At 38.9% G+C, this 18,293-nt stretch carries 12 protein-coding genes; 2 read left to right on the plus strand and 10 right to left on the minus strand.

Annotated elements, in window-relative coordinates; all coding sequences use genetic code 11:
* Window positions 1-190 precede the first annotated feature (190 nt).
* Together Len3610_RS21100 and Len3610_RS13245 are read right to left on the minus strand one after the other, a co-directional pair.
* The gene (locus tag Len3610_RS21100) at window positions 191-1,018 is read right to left on the minus strand and encodes a peptidoglycan-binding domain-containing protein (RefSeq protein ID WP_255259907.1); all 828 of its coding nucleotides are present in this window, start codon (window positions 1,016-1,018) and stop codon (window positions 191-193) included.
* A gap of 209 nt (window positions 1,019-1,227) precedes the next feature.
* Entirely contained in the window at window positions 1,228-2,544 is a 1,317-nt protein-coding gene (locus tag Len3610_RS13245; RefSeq protein ID WP_176448373.1) for a transposase family protein, read from the minus strand.
* 399 nt (window positions 2,545-2,943) lie between these two features.
* Between Len3610_RS13245 and Len3610_RS13250 the strand changes: the two genes are divergently transcribed.
* Together Len3610_RS13250 and Len3610_RS13255 are read left to right on the plus strand one after the other, a co-directional pair.
* A complete protein-coding gene (locus Len3610_RS13250) occupies window positions 2,944-3,462 on the plus strand; it encodes a YheC/YheD family protein (RefSeq protein WP_176448374.1) in 519 nt (172 codons plus the stop codon).
* A gap of 52 nt (window positions 3,463-3,514) precedes the next feature.
* Window positions 3,515-3,925 (plus strand): YheC/YheD family protein, encoded by a 411-nt coding sequence (locus Len3610_RS13255; protein ID WP_369693579.1) that lies wholly within the window; start codon window positions 3,515-3,517, stop codon window positions 3,923-3,925.
* On the opposite strand, the gene Len3610_RS13260 is transcribed toward Len3610_RS13255, so the two are convergent.
* The 8 genes from Len3610_RS13260 to Len3610_RS13295 all read right to left on the minus strand — a co-directional run bounded on the left by Len3610_RS13260 (window position 3,926) and on the right by Len3610_RS13295 (window position 18,272).
* On the minus strand, window positions 3,926-5,644 hold the full coding sequence (locus Len3610_RS13260) for an acylphosphatase (RefSeq protein WP_176448375.1): 1,719 nt from the start codon (window positions 5,642-5,644) through the stop codon (window positions 3,926-3,928).
* A 122-nt stretch (window positions 5,645-5,766) separates the two neighbouring features.
* Entirely contained in the window at window positions 5,767-7,365 is a 1,599-nt protein-coding gene (locus Len3610_RS13265) for an acylphosphatase (protein ID WP_176448377.1), read from the minus strand.
* 44 nt (window positions 7,366-7,409) lie between these two features.
* Entirely contained in the window at window positions 7,410-9,026 is a 1,617-nt protein-coding gene (locus Len3610_RS13270; protein ID WP_176448378.1) for an ATP-grasp domain-containing protein, read from the minus strand.
* 31 nt (window positions 9,027-9,057) lie between these two features.
* Entirely contained in the window at window positions 9,058-10,647 is a 1,590-nt protein-coding gene (locus tag Len3610_RS13275) for an acylphosphatase (protein WP_176448379.1), read from the minus strand.
* Between the two features lie 87 nt (window positions 10,648-10,734).
* Complete coding sequence (locus Len3610_RS13280; RefSeq protein WP_176448381.1) at window positions 10,735-12,360, minus strand: ATP-grasp domain-containing protein; 1,626 nt, start codon at window positions 12,358-12,360, stop codon at window positions 10,735-10,737.
* 39 nt (window positions 12,361-12,399) lie between these two features.
* The gene (locus Len3610_RS13285) at window positions 12,400-13,830 is read right to left on the minus strand and encodes an ATP-grasp fold amidoligase family protein (protein WP_176448382.1); all 1,431 of its coding nucleotides are present in this window, start codon (window positions 13,828-13,830) and stop codon (window positions 12,400-12,402) included.
* Window positions 13,831-13,918: 88 nt separating this feature from the next.
* Window positions 13,919-16,369 (minus strand): glycosyltransferase, encoded by a 2,451-nt coding sequence (locus tag Len3610_RS13290; RefSeq protein ID WP_255259619.1) that lies wholly within the window; start codon window positions 16,367-16,369, stop codon window positions 13,919-13,921.
* Window positions 16,356-18,272, minus strand: coding sequence for a glycosyltransferase family 2 protein (locus Len3610_RS13295; RefSeq protein ID WP_176448384.1), 1,917 nt, complete (start codon window positions 18,270-18,272; stop codon window positions 16,356-16,358). Before Len3610_RS13295 ends, Len3610_RS13290 begins: the two co-directional genes overlap by 14 nt.
* Window positions 18,273-18,293: the final 21 nt, after the last annotated feature.

Genomic DNA, 18,293 nt, shown 5'->3' on the forward strand with positions numbered 1-18,293 from the left:
ACCAGCTCGCAAATTCCTAATTCAGTCAAGTTCTCTTTGAGTTCTACTACTGGATCGCCCCTGTCACCATTTCGATACGGCGGATTCAGAACCTCAAACATCTTATTACGTGTTCCTTTCATCGGCTATACCCGTAGTCGGGCAGGTTTATAAATCCTGAAAAGTCTTTCCCACGACGCCGGCTGTTATATTACCATAATATTGGTGTTGGATCTGACCAATTCGCAAAACCAAGGCTTGTCAAATCCTCTTTTAAGGCCACGACATGATCGCCGCTGTCTCCCTCTTCATAATAGGGGTCGTTTGTTAGTGCTTCCTCTATTTTTGACAGCGTATTTTGATCAGTTATTCCATCCACTGTAAGGTCATGGGCGGACTGGAAGTCTTCTACTACACCTGCGGTGACACTACCATAATATTGGCTTGGGTTAGACCAGTTCGCAAAACCTAATTCGGTCAAGTTCTCTTTGAGTTCTACTACTGGATCGCCCCTGTCACCATTTCGATACGGCGGATTCAGAACCTCAGATATCTTATTACGTGTCCCTTCATCGGCTATACCTGTAACGGGGAGATTATAATAATCCTGGAAATCTTCCACCACACCAGCTGTTATACTGCCATAGTATTGTGTTGGGTCCGACCAATTCGCAAAACCAAGGCTTGTCAAATCCTCTTTTAAGGTCACGACATGATTGCCGCTGTCTCCCGTATGATAATCATCATTATTCGCCGTATTAAACTCTTTTTCATCTTCATTCTTAACTTGCTCATCAGATTCACTGGTATCAGTTTCCTGTACACTTTGATTCTTTTCTTCTGTTTCCTCATTATTTTCAGCATCATTTGCGACGTCTTTATCTTTACCTGATTCACCTTCTGGTTTAGCCTGGTTTTTCTCTTCTTGATTATTTTCCTCACCTGTTCCTGTACTTTCTGATTCATCATTTTGCTCATCTGAATCAGATTTTACTTCACTTTCCGTTCCATTTGTTTCTCCATCTTTCGCCTCAACTATGTATGGAGTAAAGCAGCACTGAGGATTAAATTTATTTTCATATCACTTGTTTCTTGAAATTCACTATATTAAACACTGAATATTCGGAAATTATTTTTCTCCTATTTTACCAAAAAAGAGAAGCCGAATTTTCAGGGGATAATTTTTTGAAAACTTTACACAAATAGATTTCTTTGCTTGGCATCACATCCTTTGCTATAATGAATCTATCAGGTGAACCGCACCTGTATAGGTTTTACCATTTTCGTTATATCCTCGTCTGTTAGTCGTTTTGTTCTGATGGTCTCTAACAGATTTGAGGATATTTCTTTTGCCGTCTTTTTGACACGCTTAAGTATGTTTGAGCCATTTTCAAATAGCTGCATCAAAATATCCGTTATTTGTGTCAAAAGATAATGGTTCTTCATGGCCGTGTAATCATGGCTTGATGCATGTTCGATATGATATCGGATATGCTTTTGTCTGTTGAAACCTTCATTTTCAATCTTCCAGCGGCTTCTGCCTGCATAGAGAAGCTTTCGACAGTTTTTATCCGTGATTTTGATATCGGTCAAAAACATGAAACGCTTTTGGCCATCTGCCGTTTTGATCGTACCTTCCAATACATGAATGTCCCAATCATTATACGCAATGTGATTAACCCAACGAATCTTGTCCTGCTGCCCTTTCCCATTAGTCTCTTCCATCTTATCCAACGCATGAAACTCTTCACTGATGCTTTTGATGCGGTCTTCTTTAAAGCGTAACAGGAACTTCCAATGGTTGTTATGACAGGTTTTAAATACGTTCTCACATGCATACAGACTATCGGCAATAATGCAGATTGGCAGCCTCTTAAATGTTTGATTTAATCGGGAAGCCATACGATAAAACGCATTTAATTCACAGTCCTGTTTGGGAACCTCTTCTGACTCATTCTCAATAAACTCGGAATCAACACTGAAAACCATATTGCCAACAACCAGTTTCGCCTCCAGGACATGATGCATGTAAACAGTCTTTTCGACATTCCCTTCTTCGTCTTTGTATTCCCGCCTCAAGCAATGATCGCAATGCTTCTGATTGAACGTGAATAACCCGGTCCCATCAATAATAATCGCCCAATACTTGCCGCCAATACGGCCATCTTCAAAACACCTCTTTTTCAATAACTCCCTGATCATATAAGTCCGTATGTTACGCAGTTCATCCGGTTCCAAGCGCGAGAGGAAGTCATTGATGGTGTCGTAATGTGGTAATTCCTCCAAGGTTTCAATGTTCAACGCCTTTTTGATGTTGACAATACATTCATCTTTGTTGAATTGATTCGTCATCGATCGCATGCTTTTCAGGTCACATACATTTTTCAGGATGATCATGAAAAGAAGGATATCGCACCCATAATCGATATAGCTTTGATGGCGTGGATCAGAGACATGTTTCATTATGTTTTGCAAATCTTTAAAAAAGTGTTTCCTGAATTTCATGAGCTCGAAAAAATAATTTTCACCTTTTTCCATGTTTCTTTTTATTTTTCTCGTTACCATCTTAAAATCCCCCTAAAATATGCGGTATAATAGGCTTTCTCGTAATTATATTATACCATGTTTTTCCATATTTTAGGTCGTATTAGCTCGAAAAATTTTTACTCTTCAGTGCTGGGAGTAAAGTGAAATAGGGAAAACGTAAGGATAATGAGAATTATAGCTTTTCTAAATCCCACTTTAGCTCACCTCCTTCTATAAATTTATGACACTACTATATTATTAATTAAATTTCCCCATTTTTCAACAGGCTTCGCAATATTTTACATTCTTGATGATATAAAAATAATTACTTATAAGAATGCGAACAAATAATTTAGATCAAAATAAGGATTGGTTTAGAAACAGGATAAAATGGTAATAGAAAACCTATATTATACAGATATTAAAGGAGATCGGACAATGCAGGTAATAGGTTATATGAGAGTTAACAAAAAACCGATGAAGATGGCAAGATTGTTAGCAAAAGTAAGTAAATATAATAATATTGAGTTAATCTACTTTTCTCCCACTGATATTGATTTGAATCGCGAAGTTATTCATGGTAAAAGACTTGTAAACAATAAATGGATAACAGAACAAATGTCAGTACCAAAATATATAGATATTTCTCCCTATTGCTTTAAACATAAGAAGGAAATTCAATTTTTAAAACAACATAGCACATTATCCTCATCTGGAAAATTAGGCACCAAAACTTTTGTGAACAAAAAAATTCTAGATGACGGTCATTTTTCAGATCTGATCATCCCAACAAATGAATTCACATGTTTCGACAATTTCTACTCTTTTCTTAAACAGTATAAGGAGATCATTATTAAGCCAAAAAACGGGGTTAAAGGGAAAAATATCTATATGCTTAAGCAGGAGAAAAACAATTATATATTAAGTTACAATCATAAAAACAGAAAAAATTACTAAGCATGATTTAAAGCAACTATTTGATACTACTTGGCATAATGATGGATATATTTTGCAAAAGTACATTCACTCAAAAACTAAATTGGGAGACCCTTTTGATTGTCGTATACGTCTTGAAAAAAATGGTAGAGGGTTCTGGGAGGTCGCTGTATACCTTGTAAGAATCGGTTCTAACCAAAAGGTTGTCTCTAATGTTGCACAGGGTGGCAGTGTAAGCAGGCTGAGACCATTTTTAGAGTCTAATTTCAAAGAAAACATGGAATCAATCAAAGCTTCTATTGAAAACATTGCAAATAAATTGCCTTATAAACTGGAATCAATATTTCAACAGAACCTGATCTCTCTCGGACTGGATATTGGAATAGAAAAAGGCGGACAAATTTATTTATTTGAGGTAGAAACAGGACCGGCAAATGAGTTTGCGATGGGTGAGATTGCCATTATACAAAGAAGGGGAGTGTGATTATTCCCTTCTTTTTATAATAGACATTACTTTCCTTATCAACCTAGTATAACGCCAGGATCGACTGTTTATTATTGCCTCATATTTCGTTTTGTATAATTGAATTTCTTTTAATGTTTTATTTTTTTCACTTTTAAGGCTGGCTTTTTCCTTTTTCAATCTTTTTAATTTCTGATTTGTTCTTTCTATATCTCGCTGAAGCTCTTCATTTTTTTGTTTAAATGTTTTGGCCCTTTTTTTAAAGTGGTTCTTCTCATTACTTTGATCCTTGAGTTCTTTCCTTAGCTCCGCCTTTGTTTCGGTTAGTATTTCAAACCCTACTTTAACTGTTTTATTCCAATCACATTCTATAACCTCTTGTACGTTTGCCTCATTAGGACCACGGTAACATAGTGATTTGAACTCTTCTATTTTTTCTTTATCAACCCCCCCAACAACAATAGCTATTTGTCCATCTCTCATTTTTTTTACATAGCCGTTTAAATTATTCTTCCTCGCCTGTTGTCTAATCCATGAAAGATACCCTGTTCCAGTAAAATCTCCAGTCACTTTATAGCTTTTTGCATAAACTTTTTCTAACGACGGAGGGGGTAACAACCTAATTTCCTTTGTAGTTACATTATTGAGAGGTGCTATTATATTATCTAAGTCAAAGTAAAGGTTCGTTCGTTTAGAGTTCATCGTTTCAGGAAAATAATAGTCAATTATTGGCTTCACAACATCCCTTGCCTTTCCTGCTACAGGAAATATATGAAGGCCCAACATAGGTTTTGTATTAATCTCAATTACTGTTCCAGAATTATTTTGTTCATCAACAATCATATCTAAACCACATATATCTAATCCTGGTATTGATTTTACCGCTTTACCAGCTATGATTTTTAATTCCTCAGGTAAATCATCAGTAACATCAATTGGATCTCCGCCTGTTGAAACGTTACTTTTACTACGTAACAAAATTTGTTTCTTTTCTTCCGGTACACTGTTGGGAGTGTATCCTAAATGAGAAATTGAGTTTAATACTTCCTTATCAATATTGATTAACTTCTTTGATATATTTGGATTACCTTTTTTACTTTTATTTTTCAGTTTTATTAACTCTTCTATTGTATTTTTACCGTCCCCAATAATATTTGCTGGAATTCGATTTACAGCCCCTACTACTTTCCCTTGCACAAGTAAAATTCGGTATTCTCGTCCTTCTACATGTTTTTCAATGATGATGTCTTTATAACCAAGTTTGTTGCGTACATATACCAATGACTCTTCTAATTCTCTTTCTGAACGGATGCTCGAGAATACTCCCTTTCCAGAATTTGTGTCAGTTGGCTTAAGAACTACCGGGTAGCCTAGTGTTTTTGCATAATCTAGAATTTTATCGTTGTCGGTGTCTGGTTCAAATCTTTTTCCTTCAGGGACAGCCACTCCTGATTTAGACATCAGTTTTTTCGTCAGATCTTTATTTTCACAACTTTTATATGCCTCTTCCGTTAGCTTTTCACCTCTAGAGCTTTCAAATCGGTATTCACGTCCATTGAATTCCAAAGAGTACCTGATTAAAACTTTATTTTCTGGGTTATCAATGTTATGAAAATTTACAGTTATTCCGCGCCTCCAGGCTTCTAAAGCTATTAGGTACATACTTAGTTTATTTCCATAAGCAGCTGAGGGTATTGCATCTTCCAAGTGAGGCAACCAATCAGTTTTATATTGATTCATTAAAACTCTCCAATCCGTCAAATGCTGAGTAAGGAGACTGCCACTTTACAGGAAAGATTACCAGCATGACATAAATATAATTCAATAGATAGTTACGGAAAATAAACCAAGAGATAGTGAATTTAAGCTTTTCTAAGGGATCTAATAAAATTTTTACCTTTATCAATAACAAAGCGGAACGGGGCCGTGGATCTCCAAAACCTGCTCGATTTTATTTGTCCGTAACGTTTTTTATAAAAGTACAACTCTTTTCCCATTTGCTCATTATCAAGTTCTATTTGGCTAATCTCTTCGCTGCTTAGTTTTTTATTGATCTCAAAACCGATTTTTACCGGTTTATCCCAAGGTTTTTCTATAACACCTGATACCTCCGCTTTAGGGTTCCCCTCTAAACAAACATTTTTAAATTCATTAATTTCTTCTTCGTTTGTTCCAGCTACGACAACCGAAATGTTCCCATCTTCTAACTCTTCAGTAAACCCATGCATCCTTCTTAATAAAGCTTGTCTTTTTATCCAAACCTTATAACCTACATTTCGTATTTTCCCAGACACAATATAATTTTTTGCATATATTTCACCTTCAGGTAAGGGGGTTACTTCTACTGCTTCAGCCGTCCTGTTTTGTAACGGCTCCAATATACTATTGAAATCAAAATATAGACTTGATCGCTTAATGTCTTTTGTTTCAGGAAAATAAAAATCAATTATATCTTTGGGTATATCCCGTGGTTCACCCTGGACAGGGAATAGATGTCCACCTAATCCCGGTCTGGTATTTGCTTCTATAATTACACCCGAGTTATTTTCATCATCGACTATCATATCCATGCCACTAACTGTTAAACCTGGAATAGCTTTCGTACCATCTATTGCAACCTCCCTTAGTTCAGGGGAAAGAACATCTGTCAAATCAACAGAATCACCACCTGTTGAAAGGTTGCTGGTTAATCTCAAAGATATTTCTTCGCCTTCCCTTGGAACACTATCTAGAGTATATCCATTTGCTGTTAAGAGTTCAATTACAGGTTTATCAATTTTTATATTTCTGCTTTTTAAATGTGGATTACTTCTCCTCATTCTATTCTTGTTTCTTATTAACTGCCTTATTGTATCTTTTCCATTACCTGCTACATGAGCCGGCACCCTATTAAGAGCTCCAACAACTTTATTATCAACTACAACTACGCGATATTCATTACCGGCTACATAAGCTTCAACAATGACTTCCATGTATTCCAATTCATAACGAACATAACTCAGTGCATCTTTGAACGACTCAATGCTATGGATATCAGAGAAAACCCCTTTTCCTCCATTTGCATTTGTCGGTTTTAAAACTAAAGGAAAACCTAAAGTATTAGCATAATTTATTATCTCTTCATCCTCAGTTTCTTCTGTAAACCGTTTCCCATCTGGTGTCGGAACATTGGCTTTTGAGAGGTATTCTTTGGTAAGATATTTATTATCACAAATTTCGTATGCTAACTCTGTTGTTTTATCTCCCTTGGAAGATTCAAACCTATGCTCTCTATCACCATTACTTAAGGAATACCTGACCTTTAATTTATTTTCTGGATTATCAATGGTATAGAACTTTAATTTTAAACCACGTCTCCACCCCTCCAAGGCTATGGTGTACATACTCAGTTTTTTCCCAAATCCAGTGACTGGCACTGCGTTTTCCAAATGCGGCAGCCAATTAACATCATTAATTTCCATTACCTATTTCCTCCTAAGAAAGAGCGTAAAACATGTTTAAGATATTACTCAAATATTCTTCCACATTTTTTAATTTTACCACCTAAATTACGTAGAGGCGATGTCATTTTCCACATACGGCTATTTTGAATCATATTTATTCTTTGATTCAAAAGATTGTCTTCCTTTTTAGTTTGCTTCATTTTCTTTTTAATATCTTCTATTTCGTTCTCCAGTTCCTTGTTGCTTTTAAAAAGATAATCGTTTTTTATTTCAAAGCCCAATTTTATAGGGCTTCCCCAATATTCTTTAGTTATATTAAATATCTGGGATTTAAAACGTCTAGAACCTATTAAGTCGGAAAATGATCTAATATCATTTTCAGTTTTTCCTGCAATGACAATTTCAATGTTCTCTTCATCAACCTGTTCGATAAAGCCATTTAAATTAAGATTTAATACCCTTTTGTTTAACCATTGATAAAACTCAATAGCATCTATACTCGTATTAATTATATATCTTTTCGCAATCAATTTATTTTTTTCTGCTGGGAATACCTCTATTGCCTTTGTAGATCCTGCAATCAGAGACTCTTTAATTTTTTGAAAGTCAAAAAAAACATTTGATCTTTCTGTCGATATTCCTTTTGTATTCGGGAAATAGAGGTCAATAATTGCTTTTGGAATATCTCTGGCTTCCCCTTCTACAGGAAATAAGTGAGAACCTAACCCCGGTCGTGTGTTAAGTTCAAGTATAACCGGAGTGTCATCTTCATTAGTTATTACCATATCAACTCCGCAATGGACTAGACCGGGTATAGACTTAACAGCTTTAATAGCAGTCTTTTTCTGCTCATTCGTGATTTTTTCTGTAACATCTATAGGGTCTCCACCTGTTGAAATATTACTTGTAGTCCTAAGAAAAATTCTTTCATCTTGCTTCGGTACACTATCTAAAGTATAACCAGCAGCATGAATAGTTTTTTTAACAGTTGAATCTAACTTGATTGGGCGAAAATATAAATGTGGAATACTCTTTCTAAGTTCATTTTTCATTTCTATTAATTTAGAAATTGGATTAATACCGTCCCCGATAACATTAGCCGGTATTCTTTTCACTGCTGCTAAAACGTTATCCCCCACAATAAAAACACGGATTTCTTCTCCGGGTACATATTCCTCAACAATTAAGCTCTGGAACCCGAGTGTGTCTCGTAAGTAAAGCAAAGCTTCTTTTAATTCTTTGTTGTCTTTAATGTTTGAAACAACACCTTTTCCACCACTGCCATCTGTAGGTTTTACAACTAATGGAAAATAAAGTGTTTTAGCATGGTCCATTATTTCAGAAATCGTTTTATTGTTTTCAAAACTTTTCCCATGTGGAGTAGGGACTGCTGTACTTTTAAGTTGTGTTTTAGTTAAAGCCTTGTCATCGCAAATTTCAATCGCTTTTTCTGTATTCAAGTCTCCTCCCGAGCCTTCAAAATGATGAATCCGTCCAGGGCTGTTCAAGGAGTATTTTATATCAAGCTTATTGTTGTTAATATACGAATAAAAGTTTAAGTTCAGACCTCGTCGCCAGCCTTCCAAGGCTATAGTGTACATACTGATTCTGTTTCTTTTTGCTTCACTGGGAATAGAATCAATAAGATGAGGTAACCTTTTTCCATGCTTGTTTTCCATTCATCATTCTTCCCTCTGTAAATATAGTGAATTATTTATTTTTAATTAAACGAATAATTTTTCTCATTGGAAGAGTATACTTCCAGCTCTTACTTTGCTTTAAACTTTTCAATTGTTTGGTTGTTTGCTCCAGTTCATAAGTTAATTTTTTATTTTTCTCTTGTTCTTTATTAAGGTTGTTTTTTAGCGTTTTAATTTTTCCAGGCTTGTTAACAATTTCAAAGCCTACTTTTACAGGTTCTGTATATTCATCTTCTTTTACTTTCTCAACTTGTATTTTTTTCGTGTTATGTTTCCGTACAACTTCTGTAAATTGATCTACTTTGTTCTGTGATCCAGCTGCAACTATTAAAACGCTTTTATCCTTTAAGTTTTTAACGTATCCACTTATTTTTCTTCCGATTGCTTTTTTGTACACCCAATTCCTGAAACCAACACCTTGTACTTTTCCCGAAACCTTCAACTGTTTAAAAACCAAATCGTTGTCTGGTAAAGAAGGTACCGTAACTTCTTCAACTATGCCACTTTTTAATATCTTTTCTATGCTTTCATAGTCGAAATAAAGCTTATTACGACCACTAGTTTCATCATCGGATATACTTTCAGGAAAATAGTAGTCAATAATATGTTTTGAAATATTTTGTGCTTCACCTTCCACCGGAAATAAGCTGCCCCCTATGTTAGGCCTTGAATTCAATTCCAAAACATAATTAGTTCGCTTCTTTTTGTCAATCATGATATCAACACCACAAACGACTAATCCTGGCAAAGACTTTGCAGCTTCGACAGCTATCCTTTTACTTTCCTCGGTGAGCTCATTCGTTACCTCAACTGTTTCCGCGCCAGCTGAAGCAATTGTACTTTCATTTAAAAAAACTCGTTCGCCTTTTTGTGGTATTGTTTCAAGTGAAAGCCCATGACTTTCGAGGTATTCTCTCAGTTCCTTGCCAAGCTTAATTTGAGACTTGCTAAGATGTGGATTTATTCGTCTTTCTTTATTTTTAATCTTAATAAGCTCTTCTATTGTATGTTTGCCATCACCAACTACATTGGCAGCTATTCGTTTGAATGCAGAACAAACTTGATTACCAACAACAAATAAACGGGTATCTTCCCCTGTTACTTGCTGTTCAACAATCATTTCTTTATAACCCTTTTTATTTCTTAAATTTTTGACACTATCAACCAATGTTTGGTCATCATATATACCAGTAACGACACCTATCCCTAAGCTGGCATTGGTCGGCTTGATTACCAAAGGGTATTCCAAAGTTTTTGCGTAATTTATAACTTCTTCATCACTATTTTCCTCATCAAAGCTTTTTCCTTTAGGTGTTGGAACGTTAGAATTTTGAAGTGCTTTTTTTGTGTTTTTTTTGCTTCGTGTGGTTTTTCTTGTTTCTTTTGGTACTGTCTCTGCCAAGGATAGCTGAAAGGTGATGTCTCTTTCCTCGCTGCTTAAAGTATATCGAATCTTAACCTGATTTTTTACATATTTTGTGAAGAATTTTAACTTTAATCCTCTTCTCCAACCTTCTAAAGACATACTGAACATGGTGGAATTTGCCCCATATGCATTTTCTGGCATGATTTCTTTTAGTTGAGATAATGAATTTTCCATTCCAATCAATCCATTCCTTCCATTAATAATTAAAATTATTGAAATCAAATAGATCCATATCGAATCTCTTCAGGATGCTTTGGTATATTATCGTGCTAGTTTTCTTATAAGACTGGTGAAATTGCGCAGGGGTCTGGTTGCTCTCCACACGCGGCTACCGAGCATTTTTTGATATTGCTTTTGACTAGCTTGTTTTTTCTTTTTTACTTTTCTCAACTCTTCTTTTACCTTAGTTAATTCGTTTATCAATTGAGTTTTATCGCCGTCAAGAAAAAATCCTAGCTGAACAGCATCATTTACAACTTCTTCCTTAATATGTGATTGAATGGAATTCGATTCAATAATATTTCGTCTAAAATTATCCAATGATTGCTTATTATGGCTTGCAATAACTATTTCGGTTGCCCCAGATTCATGAATTTTTGTGAATCCAAATAAATTATTCTTCAGAGCTTCCTGTTTGATAAAATAATGAGACCCAGAGTTACTTTCTCCTTCGAATACAGTTATTTTTCTTACATATAATCCTGTCGGTTCCACAGAATTCACTTCAGTTACGGCCGCTATTCTATCAGCCAAAGGCGATAATACTTCACTTAAGTTGAAATACAAATTAGATGCTTTACCTTTTCCTTTAGTTTCAGGAAAATAATAATCAATAATTTTCGCCGGTATATCCCGTCCCTTACCTTTTATAGGATACAAAAGAGAACCAATTTGTGCTGTAGGATTAACTTCTAGTACTACCCCATCTCCATATTGGGTGGGATGTTGTTCGGATAAAATTAAATCAACTGCCCCATGAACAAGACCAGGGATCGCCTGTATTGCACCAACTGCAGTATTCATAATTTCCAATGGTAAGTCATCTAAAACATCTACTGGATCACCACCAAGCGAAATGTTACTCTTTTCACTGAGAAAAACTTTTTCACCTGTTTTTGGTACGCTATTCAAATCATAGTTCAGCTTATCAATTTGTATTTCTAATTCCTTAGTAATATTTATCGGACAACTTTTAAGGCGTGGATTTTCCATTCTTTTTTTATTTTTATTTTTAATTAAGGTTTCAATAGAGTTTGCTCCATCACCAATTACATTTGCTGGGATTCTATTGATAGCGCCTACTACTTTATTTCCTACAACATAAATACGGTACTCGTTGCCAGGTATATGGTGTTCTACAATCACATTTTTATATTTCAGTTCTCCACGTACATAAATTAATGCATATTCTAATTCATTTTCATCCTGAATATTAGTCAGAATTCCTCTTCCAAAACTTCCATCTAGGGATTTCACTACAACCGGAAAGCCGATAGATGAAGCGTACCTATGAATATCGCTATTGGATTGGGTTTCTGAGAAAAATGCCCCTTCAGGTATAGGAATCCCGTTTTCACTAAGAATTTGTTTGGTTTTGTTTTTATCCTTTCCGATGTAGACAGCTTCATTACTAATTTTGTCTCCACGTGTTCGAAAAAAATAATGTGTCCCACCTGCGGAAGTTAAAGAAAAGAGTTGACCTGGATTGTCCACAAACCATGTTTCCATTTCTCTAAATTTCTCCGAGTCTTTAACATGCCATCTTAGTTTCAAACCTCTCTGCCAGCCTTCAAGAGCAACAGCATACGCATCCAGTAAATTGCCATGTACGTCTGATACAATTTCACTGGAGAGGTGCGGCAGCCACTCTGTGTTGTTCTCTACCATTTAGACTTCCTCCTAAATCCCAACCCGTTGTAAAACTGTTCATTTCCAGCTTGTTAATCTGTTGTATGCTCTAAATTGTTTTCCATAAATTAAATCCTGCGTCAGCCGGTCTTCTGCTTCCACAAAATAGTCACCGAGCCATTTATCTGTTGGTTCATCGAAATCATCATAATTTCCCGGCTTTGGTGTAAATTCACCGAATACCAATTCATTCGCGGATCTCAGAAAATCAATCCGGATGAACGGTGCCGGTATTTTCCGGCTAATCTCAGCAGCTGAATCGATTTCTGCCTGGGTAACGCCTTTCCCGGCAAATAGGTTTTCGTCATACTTGCCTGTCCGGACGCGTTCTCCAGTTGGTGTCCACCAGCAATACTTCAGCTCTGGATAGCGGACGATTTCAAGGATAAGCCCGACTTTGCCGTAAAAACAATAAAATTTGATGTCACTGGCAGGTGTTCGGTCATTTTCCATAATAAGTTCTTCAATCGTCCATTCATCATCCGCGACCCAGCCTGAGTCAAGATCCTGTTTCATACTTGCCTTCAGGTCATCCCAGTTATCGAGTTTTTTCGACCTTTTCATATCTACTATATCATTAATATCCTGAACAAGATAGACGCCGCGTGAGCCCGCGCCGTCAGCGGGTTTAATGACCATTCCGGATTTTTCGGGCAGGTTCGTGCTTGTGTAAGTTGCATCGGATGTCCACGGACGTCGCAGCCTCAGTTCGTCTGCAAACAGATAAGCTGTCCGTTTATCATCCAATTCCCACTCCGGCAGCGAGCCTGTCAGCTGCAATTGCCGCATGCGACTGTTCAAACTTGCCCGGAACGAAACGGTCGGCCGCAGTGAGATGCCATTCGTCAAACCGGCTCTTATGATGAATTCAGGGATGTCTTCCATTTTCAAACCGGCCATGGCACTCGCATAAACGAGGTTACGGTAGTCCTGCTTTTCGTTCATAAATAAGCGGGCAGCATGACGTAATGTACGGTTGTAGTTGGTATCATGCTGTTTCTTCTGCTGGACGAGATCTCCCAGATATTCCAGTAACGTTCCATTGTCTTTTGCCTCATTGACAGCTTGTACCATTTTATTGGCATCTGGTTTGCGGCTGTCCAGTATAAGGCGTTTATTTTCTTCTTTCGCATCATATAAAGCCTGTTCTGTTTCTTTTAGCTTTTCTTCCAGATGCCTAATATATTCGTTTTGCTGTTTGGTGGAACCGGAAAACATCCCGGTCAGTTTTTCAAATGGTTTGTTGTACTGCCATGTTTTGCTGTTTTCGATATGTTTGAGCTGTTTTTTGTTATCATTGATCGCTTTGTCCGTTTGTGCGATTTGCGCTTCTTTTTCCATCAGTTGTTTGATCAATTCCAGTTCCGTCTCTTTTTCGGATGGATAAGCGGTATTCGTTTTCGGTACGTTATTTAAATGGTTATGATGATTCTTGTCGATGGTAACCATCCCCTTTTATCCCTCATGTAACTGGCAGCCTCACTTTAAGCCCGAGAGCTGAAATATGTGGAGGGCTCAGTGCCTGAAAATGTCCGTTTCAATCAGTATGGATAGTGTGCTCGGCTGATTGAAGATACGGGTTCGCATTAACCAGCCAGTTTGCGAGGAACTCACCGTATGCTGTTTCTTCCTCGGCATCGGGCCAGTTGGCGTTGGCCAAATGAATAAATCGTAATTTGTTCACCTTATCCGTTTCTAATATATCACGGATTTCCTGATTTTTCGGGTACCAATTTCCTTTTTTGCCAAAATAGGCGGTGAGTCTTCTGGAACAGGTACGAATATTATAACCAACCGCTTGTGATGGTGGCCTTTCGATAACGGTCAGCACAGCCACCGGGTTTATGTCAGGTATATAGTGCTGTTTTTCCTGCAAAATGGACGGATTTTTGATCAGCAGAATATCGCATGTGATTGATTCACCGTAGACCAGCATCTGTACATTTTTTCCGTCGATTAATTTCCGTACGTCAGCGTTTACGGTTCTTGCGGTGCTGAAATTATATTCCGCCATCTGCACCAGCCCAGTCCGCAGCCCTATTTCGTTATGCGCACGTATTCCGCTGATTGTTTCTTGCAGTTGGTCGGTTGGCAAGCGGAAATCGGCTGCCACGACGATATCAAAATGACGATTGCCGTTATGTTTCGGTTCGCGATTCGTCCACATCGGCTCTGGTACGGGAAAAAGACGATTTGGCTGACTTGCCGGGTAATATAATGAATCTGCCTGTTTATGATAGTATTCGAAGCTTTCAACATATTCTTTTCGTACGCCTTTGAAAAAACCGCTGTAACCAAATGCTGAACTGCCGGTCAACGATGCCACAGACTGCCTTGGAAGTGATAATGGTCCTGTCTTAAGGTCCACAATCGTTTGTTTGCCGAACACGTTTATCAGTCTGCGTTTGAATTCGCCATCAGCCGCAAATCGCACACTGTCCCAGTAACCAAGTTTTTTCAGCACCGGCTTTCGTCTGAACATTAACGAGGACATATTGGAAAAAATATAATGTCCCGGTGTCCCGCGGCGGTAAAATGTGAGATCCTCAGTCAGCCGGGCATGTTCGGATGTATTGGCTATAATTTTTTTATTGTTCTGCAGATGCTTGGCCTGTATTTCGATTTTTTCCGCATGCGACCAATCATCGGAATCGTTGATGGTTACATAGTCACCGGTTGCTGCTTTTAGTGCAATATTCCGGGCAACGTATGGCCCGCTGTTTTCCGGTGTGGACATCAGCGTTATGCGCGAGTCACGTTTCATATGAGCACGTACAACATCTTTGGTCTGATCGCTGCTGCAGTCATCAACCACCAGCAGTTCAATGTTCTGCCACGTCTGTGAAAGAATCGAGTTGATGGCTGTTGAAATGCCATCTTCCGCATTATAAGCCGGCAATATGACCGATACTTTTGGGCCGGATTCGATTTTTTTATTTAGCGGTTTGGTCGTTAGGTCATCGTATGTGATGGATTCGTTCGAGTTCGGGATGCGCTCGCTCAAGTTTGGGTTGTTCCCGCTTTTGTTCGGGCTGTTCTCGCTCACGTTTACGTTGCTCCCGCTCATGTTCGTCTTGCTCTCGCTCGAGTTTGTGATGTTCTCGCACGAATTGGGCTCGCTCTCGCACGATTCGGGACCACTCTCGCTCGTTTTGGCGTCGCTCTCGCACGATTCAGCATCGCTCTCGCACGTTTCGCCGTTGCTCCCGTACATTTCAACACCGCTCGTGCCCGGTTCACCACCGCTTTCACAAGCAGAGGCGAAATAAACAAGCTGTAAGTTGTAAGCTTTCATCGCTTTATTGATCCATTCCGTGCGTGCCTCGACCGTTTTTTCCAAATTGGCGTATCCTAAATATAAATCCGGATGCTTCTGCTTACGAAGCGCTTGGTCCAGCACTTTTTTGCCTTCATCCGGTTCATCCAGCATGTCATAACACTCTGCCTGGATAATCGCCGCTCTTCGCAACCGTTCGCTATCTTTTTCGCCATCGATTACAACAGGCAAGTACGTGAGCGCCTGCAATGCACCTTCCTCCGTATATTTACCGGCATGCCATAAGGCCAGCTCCCATGCGACGGCGCGTTTTTGATAACGACTTTCAGGATGGTCATACATACTTTCCAGATCGGCTAATGCTTTTTCTGTCAATCCTAATTCATATAAATAATAGCGGTATGGTTTTAATTGATTGTCAGCTTTCTTTTGTTTGTATGCCTTGCTGTAAAGTTGTTTGATATTGCGTCTGCCAAGCATGTAAGCAGCCGTCGATCGCACAAAACGGATAACCTTCTGTTTGATGCGGCTTACTGCTTGTATCTTGCGCTGGATGGCATTGAATTGCACTTGCCGCCGGATTAATTGCTGTTTCACGGCTGCTTCCTGTTCCTGTTTCTCGGCAAGCTCCTTATCCAGCCGGGCTAATTGATCACGAAGCCCCGTGTTGCGCTTTTGCAGTTCATCGCGTTTTTCGTTATGAGCGGGCATCGTCTGTTACCTTCTTCCCGTCCTTCATCATGGCACTGAATTCTGATGCATTCATGTGCCATGTTCCGGTTTGGCCAAAATAAGATTGCAGATGGTTGCGGCAACGGTCGATGTCGAGGTCACCCGGAATTCGATCAGCCATCACATGCATGTCTTCCGCCGCTATATTCGGAACATATTGCTGCCAGTCCTCCAGCACGGTCGGATCCATAATAATCAACTTATTCGTACTGATTTTCTCGCCGTAAACGACCATTTGCAGCTGGTCCCCATCGATCAAATCACGTATGAGCGGACTCACGTCACGATTATCGGTTAAATCATAATGATACATTTGAATTAATCCAATGCGCTTATTTTGAGCAATCACGTCTCGAATCGCCTGACGTGTTCGCTCATCTTCATCGCCCAGTCGAAAATCAGCCGCTGCGACCACATCAAAATGGCGTCTGCCGTCTGATGATTTTTCCTCCCGATTTGGCCACATGGGTTCAGGAACCGGAAATGGGCGCTTGCTTTGCGGGTATGGATAATATAAAGAATCCGCTCGGCGGTGATGGTGTTCCAGGCTTTCAACATACTCAAGGCGCACTCCTTTGAAAAAACCGTTATAGCCAAATGCCGAACTGCCTGTCAGGGATGCAGCCGATTGTCTCGGAAGCGATAATGGTCCCGATTTCAAATCCACATAACGTGTTTGTCCGAATGCTTTTATGAGCCGGCGCTTGAATTCCCCATCTGCAGCAAAACGTACACTGTCCCAATAGCCGATTTTTTTCAGTACTGGCTTGCGTCTGAACATGATCGAGGACATATTTGCGAAAATATACCTGCCGGGTGTTCCGCGGCGATATAATTTCAACTCGTCTGTCAGCCGGGCATGTTCCGACGTATTGGCAATGACTTTTCTATTGTTTTTCAGATGTGTTGCCTGGATTTCAATTTTTTCTGCATGTGACCAGTCATCCGAATCATTGATGGTAACGTAATCACCGGACGCCGCTTTTAGTGCTATATTCCTGGCGATGTATGGTCCGCTGTTTTCCGGTGTCGACAATAACGTTATCCGTGCATCCTGCTTCATGTATTCACGGACGACATCTTTCGTATTATCGGGGCTGCAATCGTCAACGACCAGCAGCTCGATGTTTTGCCAGGTCTGATTCAGAATCGACTCAATTGCTGTTGAGATGCCATCTTCTGCATTAAAGGCCGGCAATATGACCGAAACTTTCGGGCCGTTTTCGATAACTTTATCGACCGGTTTAGTTTGCAGATCATCATATGAAACCGGACTATCATCCGTTTGAAAGAAAACAGGCTGCAGATGATAGGCTCCCATGGCTTGATTGATCCAGTTGGTCCGTTCCGCAATCGATTCCTCAAGGTTGGCATAGGCCAAATATAAATCAGGGTGCGCCTCTCTCGTGAGGGCTTTTTCAATGACTCGTTTCCCTTCATCCGTTTGATCAAGGATATCGTGGCATTCTGCTTTGATAATCGCTGCACGCCGCAATTGAACCGGATCTGATTCACCATCTATGACCCCCGGTAAGTATTCGAGTGCCTGACGTGCTCCGTCTTTTGTATATTTATTGGCATGCCACTGCACGAGTTCCCAGGCAGCCATGCGTTTCAAATAAGCGTCGTTCGACGTCAAATGGAGTTCTTCCAGTTCCGCCAATGTTTTGTCCGTGAACCCCAAAGTGTAAAGGTGGTGTCTCAATTGCTTCAATAAATGCTTTTGTTCATGCATTTTTCCGTGACGCGTCAACTTGCGCAGCATATTTTTCTGACTGTCCGTCAGCAAATTGGAAATGGCTTTCTTCTGTTTTTCATTTAATACCGTATATAACGCCCAATCCATTAGTTTGCTGACTGCTTTTTTAATGAATTTGATCAAATCATTCACCACCATTCATGC

Origin of the sequence: Lentibacillus sp. CBA3610 (assembly GCF_013373365.1) — a bacterium.
Lineage (GTDB): Bacteria > Bacillota > Bacilli > Bacillales > Amphibacillaceae > Lentibacillus.

Bases quoted from the DNA above. Each gene is read 5' to 3' on its own strand.
- Len3610_RS13250 (WP_176448374.1), top strand. From the start codon at position 2,944: ATGCAGGTAATAGGTTATATGAGAGTTAACAAAAAACCGATGAAGATG.
- Len3610_RS13285 (WP_176448382.1), bottom strand. From the start codon at position 13,830: ATGGTTACCATCGACAAGAATCATCATAACCATTTAAATAACGTACCG.
- Len3610_RS13245 (WP_176448373.1), bottom strand. From the start codon at position 2,544: ATGGTAACGAGAAAAATAAAAAGAAACATGGAAAAAGGTGAAAATTAT.
- Len3610_RS13265 (WP_176448377.1), bottom strand. From the start codon at position 7,365: ATGGAAATTAATGATGTTAATTGGCTGCCGCATTTGGAAAACGCAGTG.
- Len3610_RS13270 (WP_176448378.1), bottom strand. From the start codon at position 9,026: ATGGAAAACAAGCATGGAAAAAGGTTACCTCATCTTATTGATTCTATT.
- Len3610_RS13290 (WP_255259619.1), bottom strand. From the start codon at position 16,369: ATGCCCGCTCATAACGAAAAACGCGATGAACTGCAAAAGCGCAACACG.
- Len3610_RS13275 (WP_176448379.1), bottom strand. From the start codon at position 10,647: ATGGAAAATTCATTATCTCAACTAAAAGAAATCATGCCAGAAAATGCA.
- Len3610_RS13280 (WP_176448381.1), bottom strand. From the start codon at position 12,360: ATGGTAGAGAACAACACAGAGTGGCTGCCGCACCTCTCCAGTGAAATT.
- Len3610_RS13260 (WP_176448375.1), bottom strand. From the start codon at position 5,644: ATGAATCAATATAAAACTGATTGGTTGCCTCACTTGGAAGATGCAATA.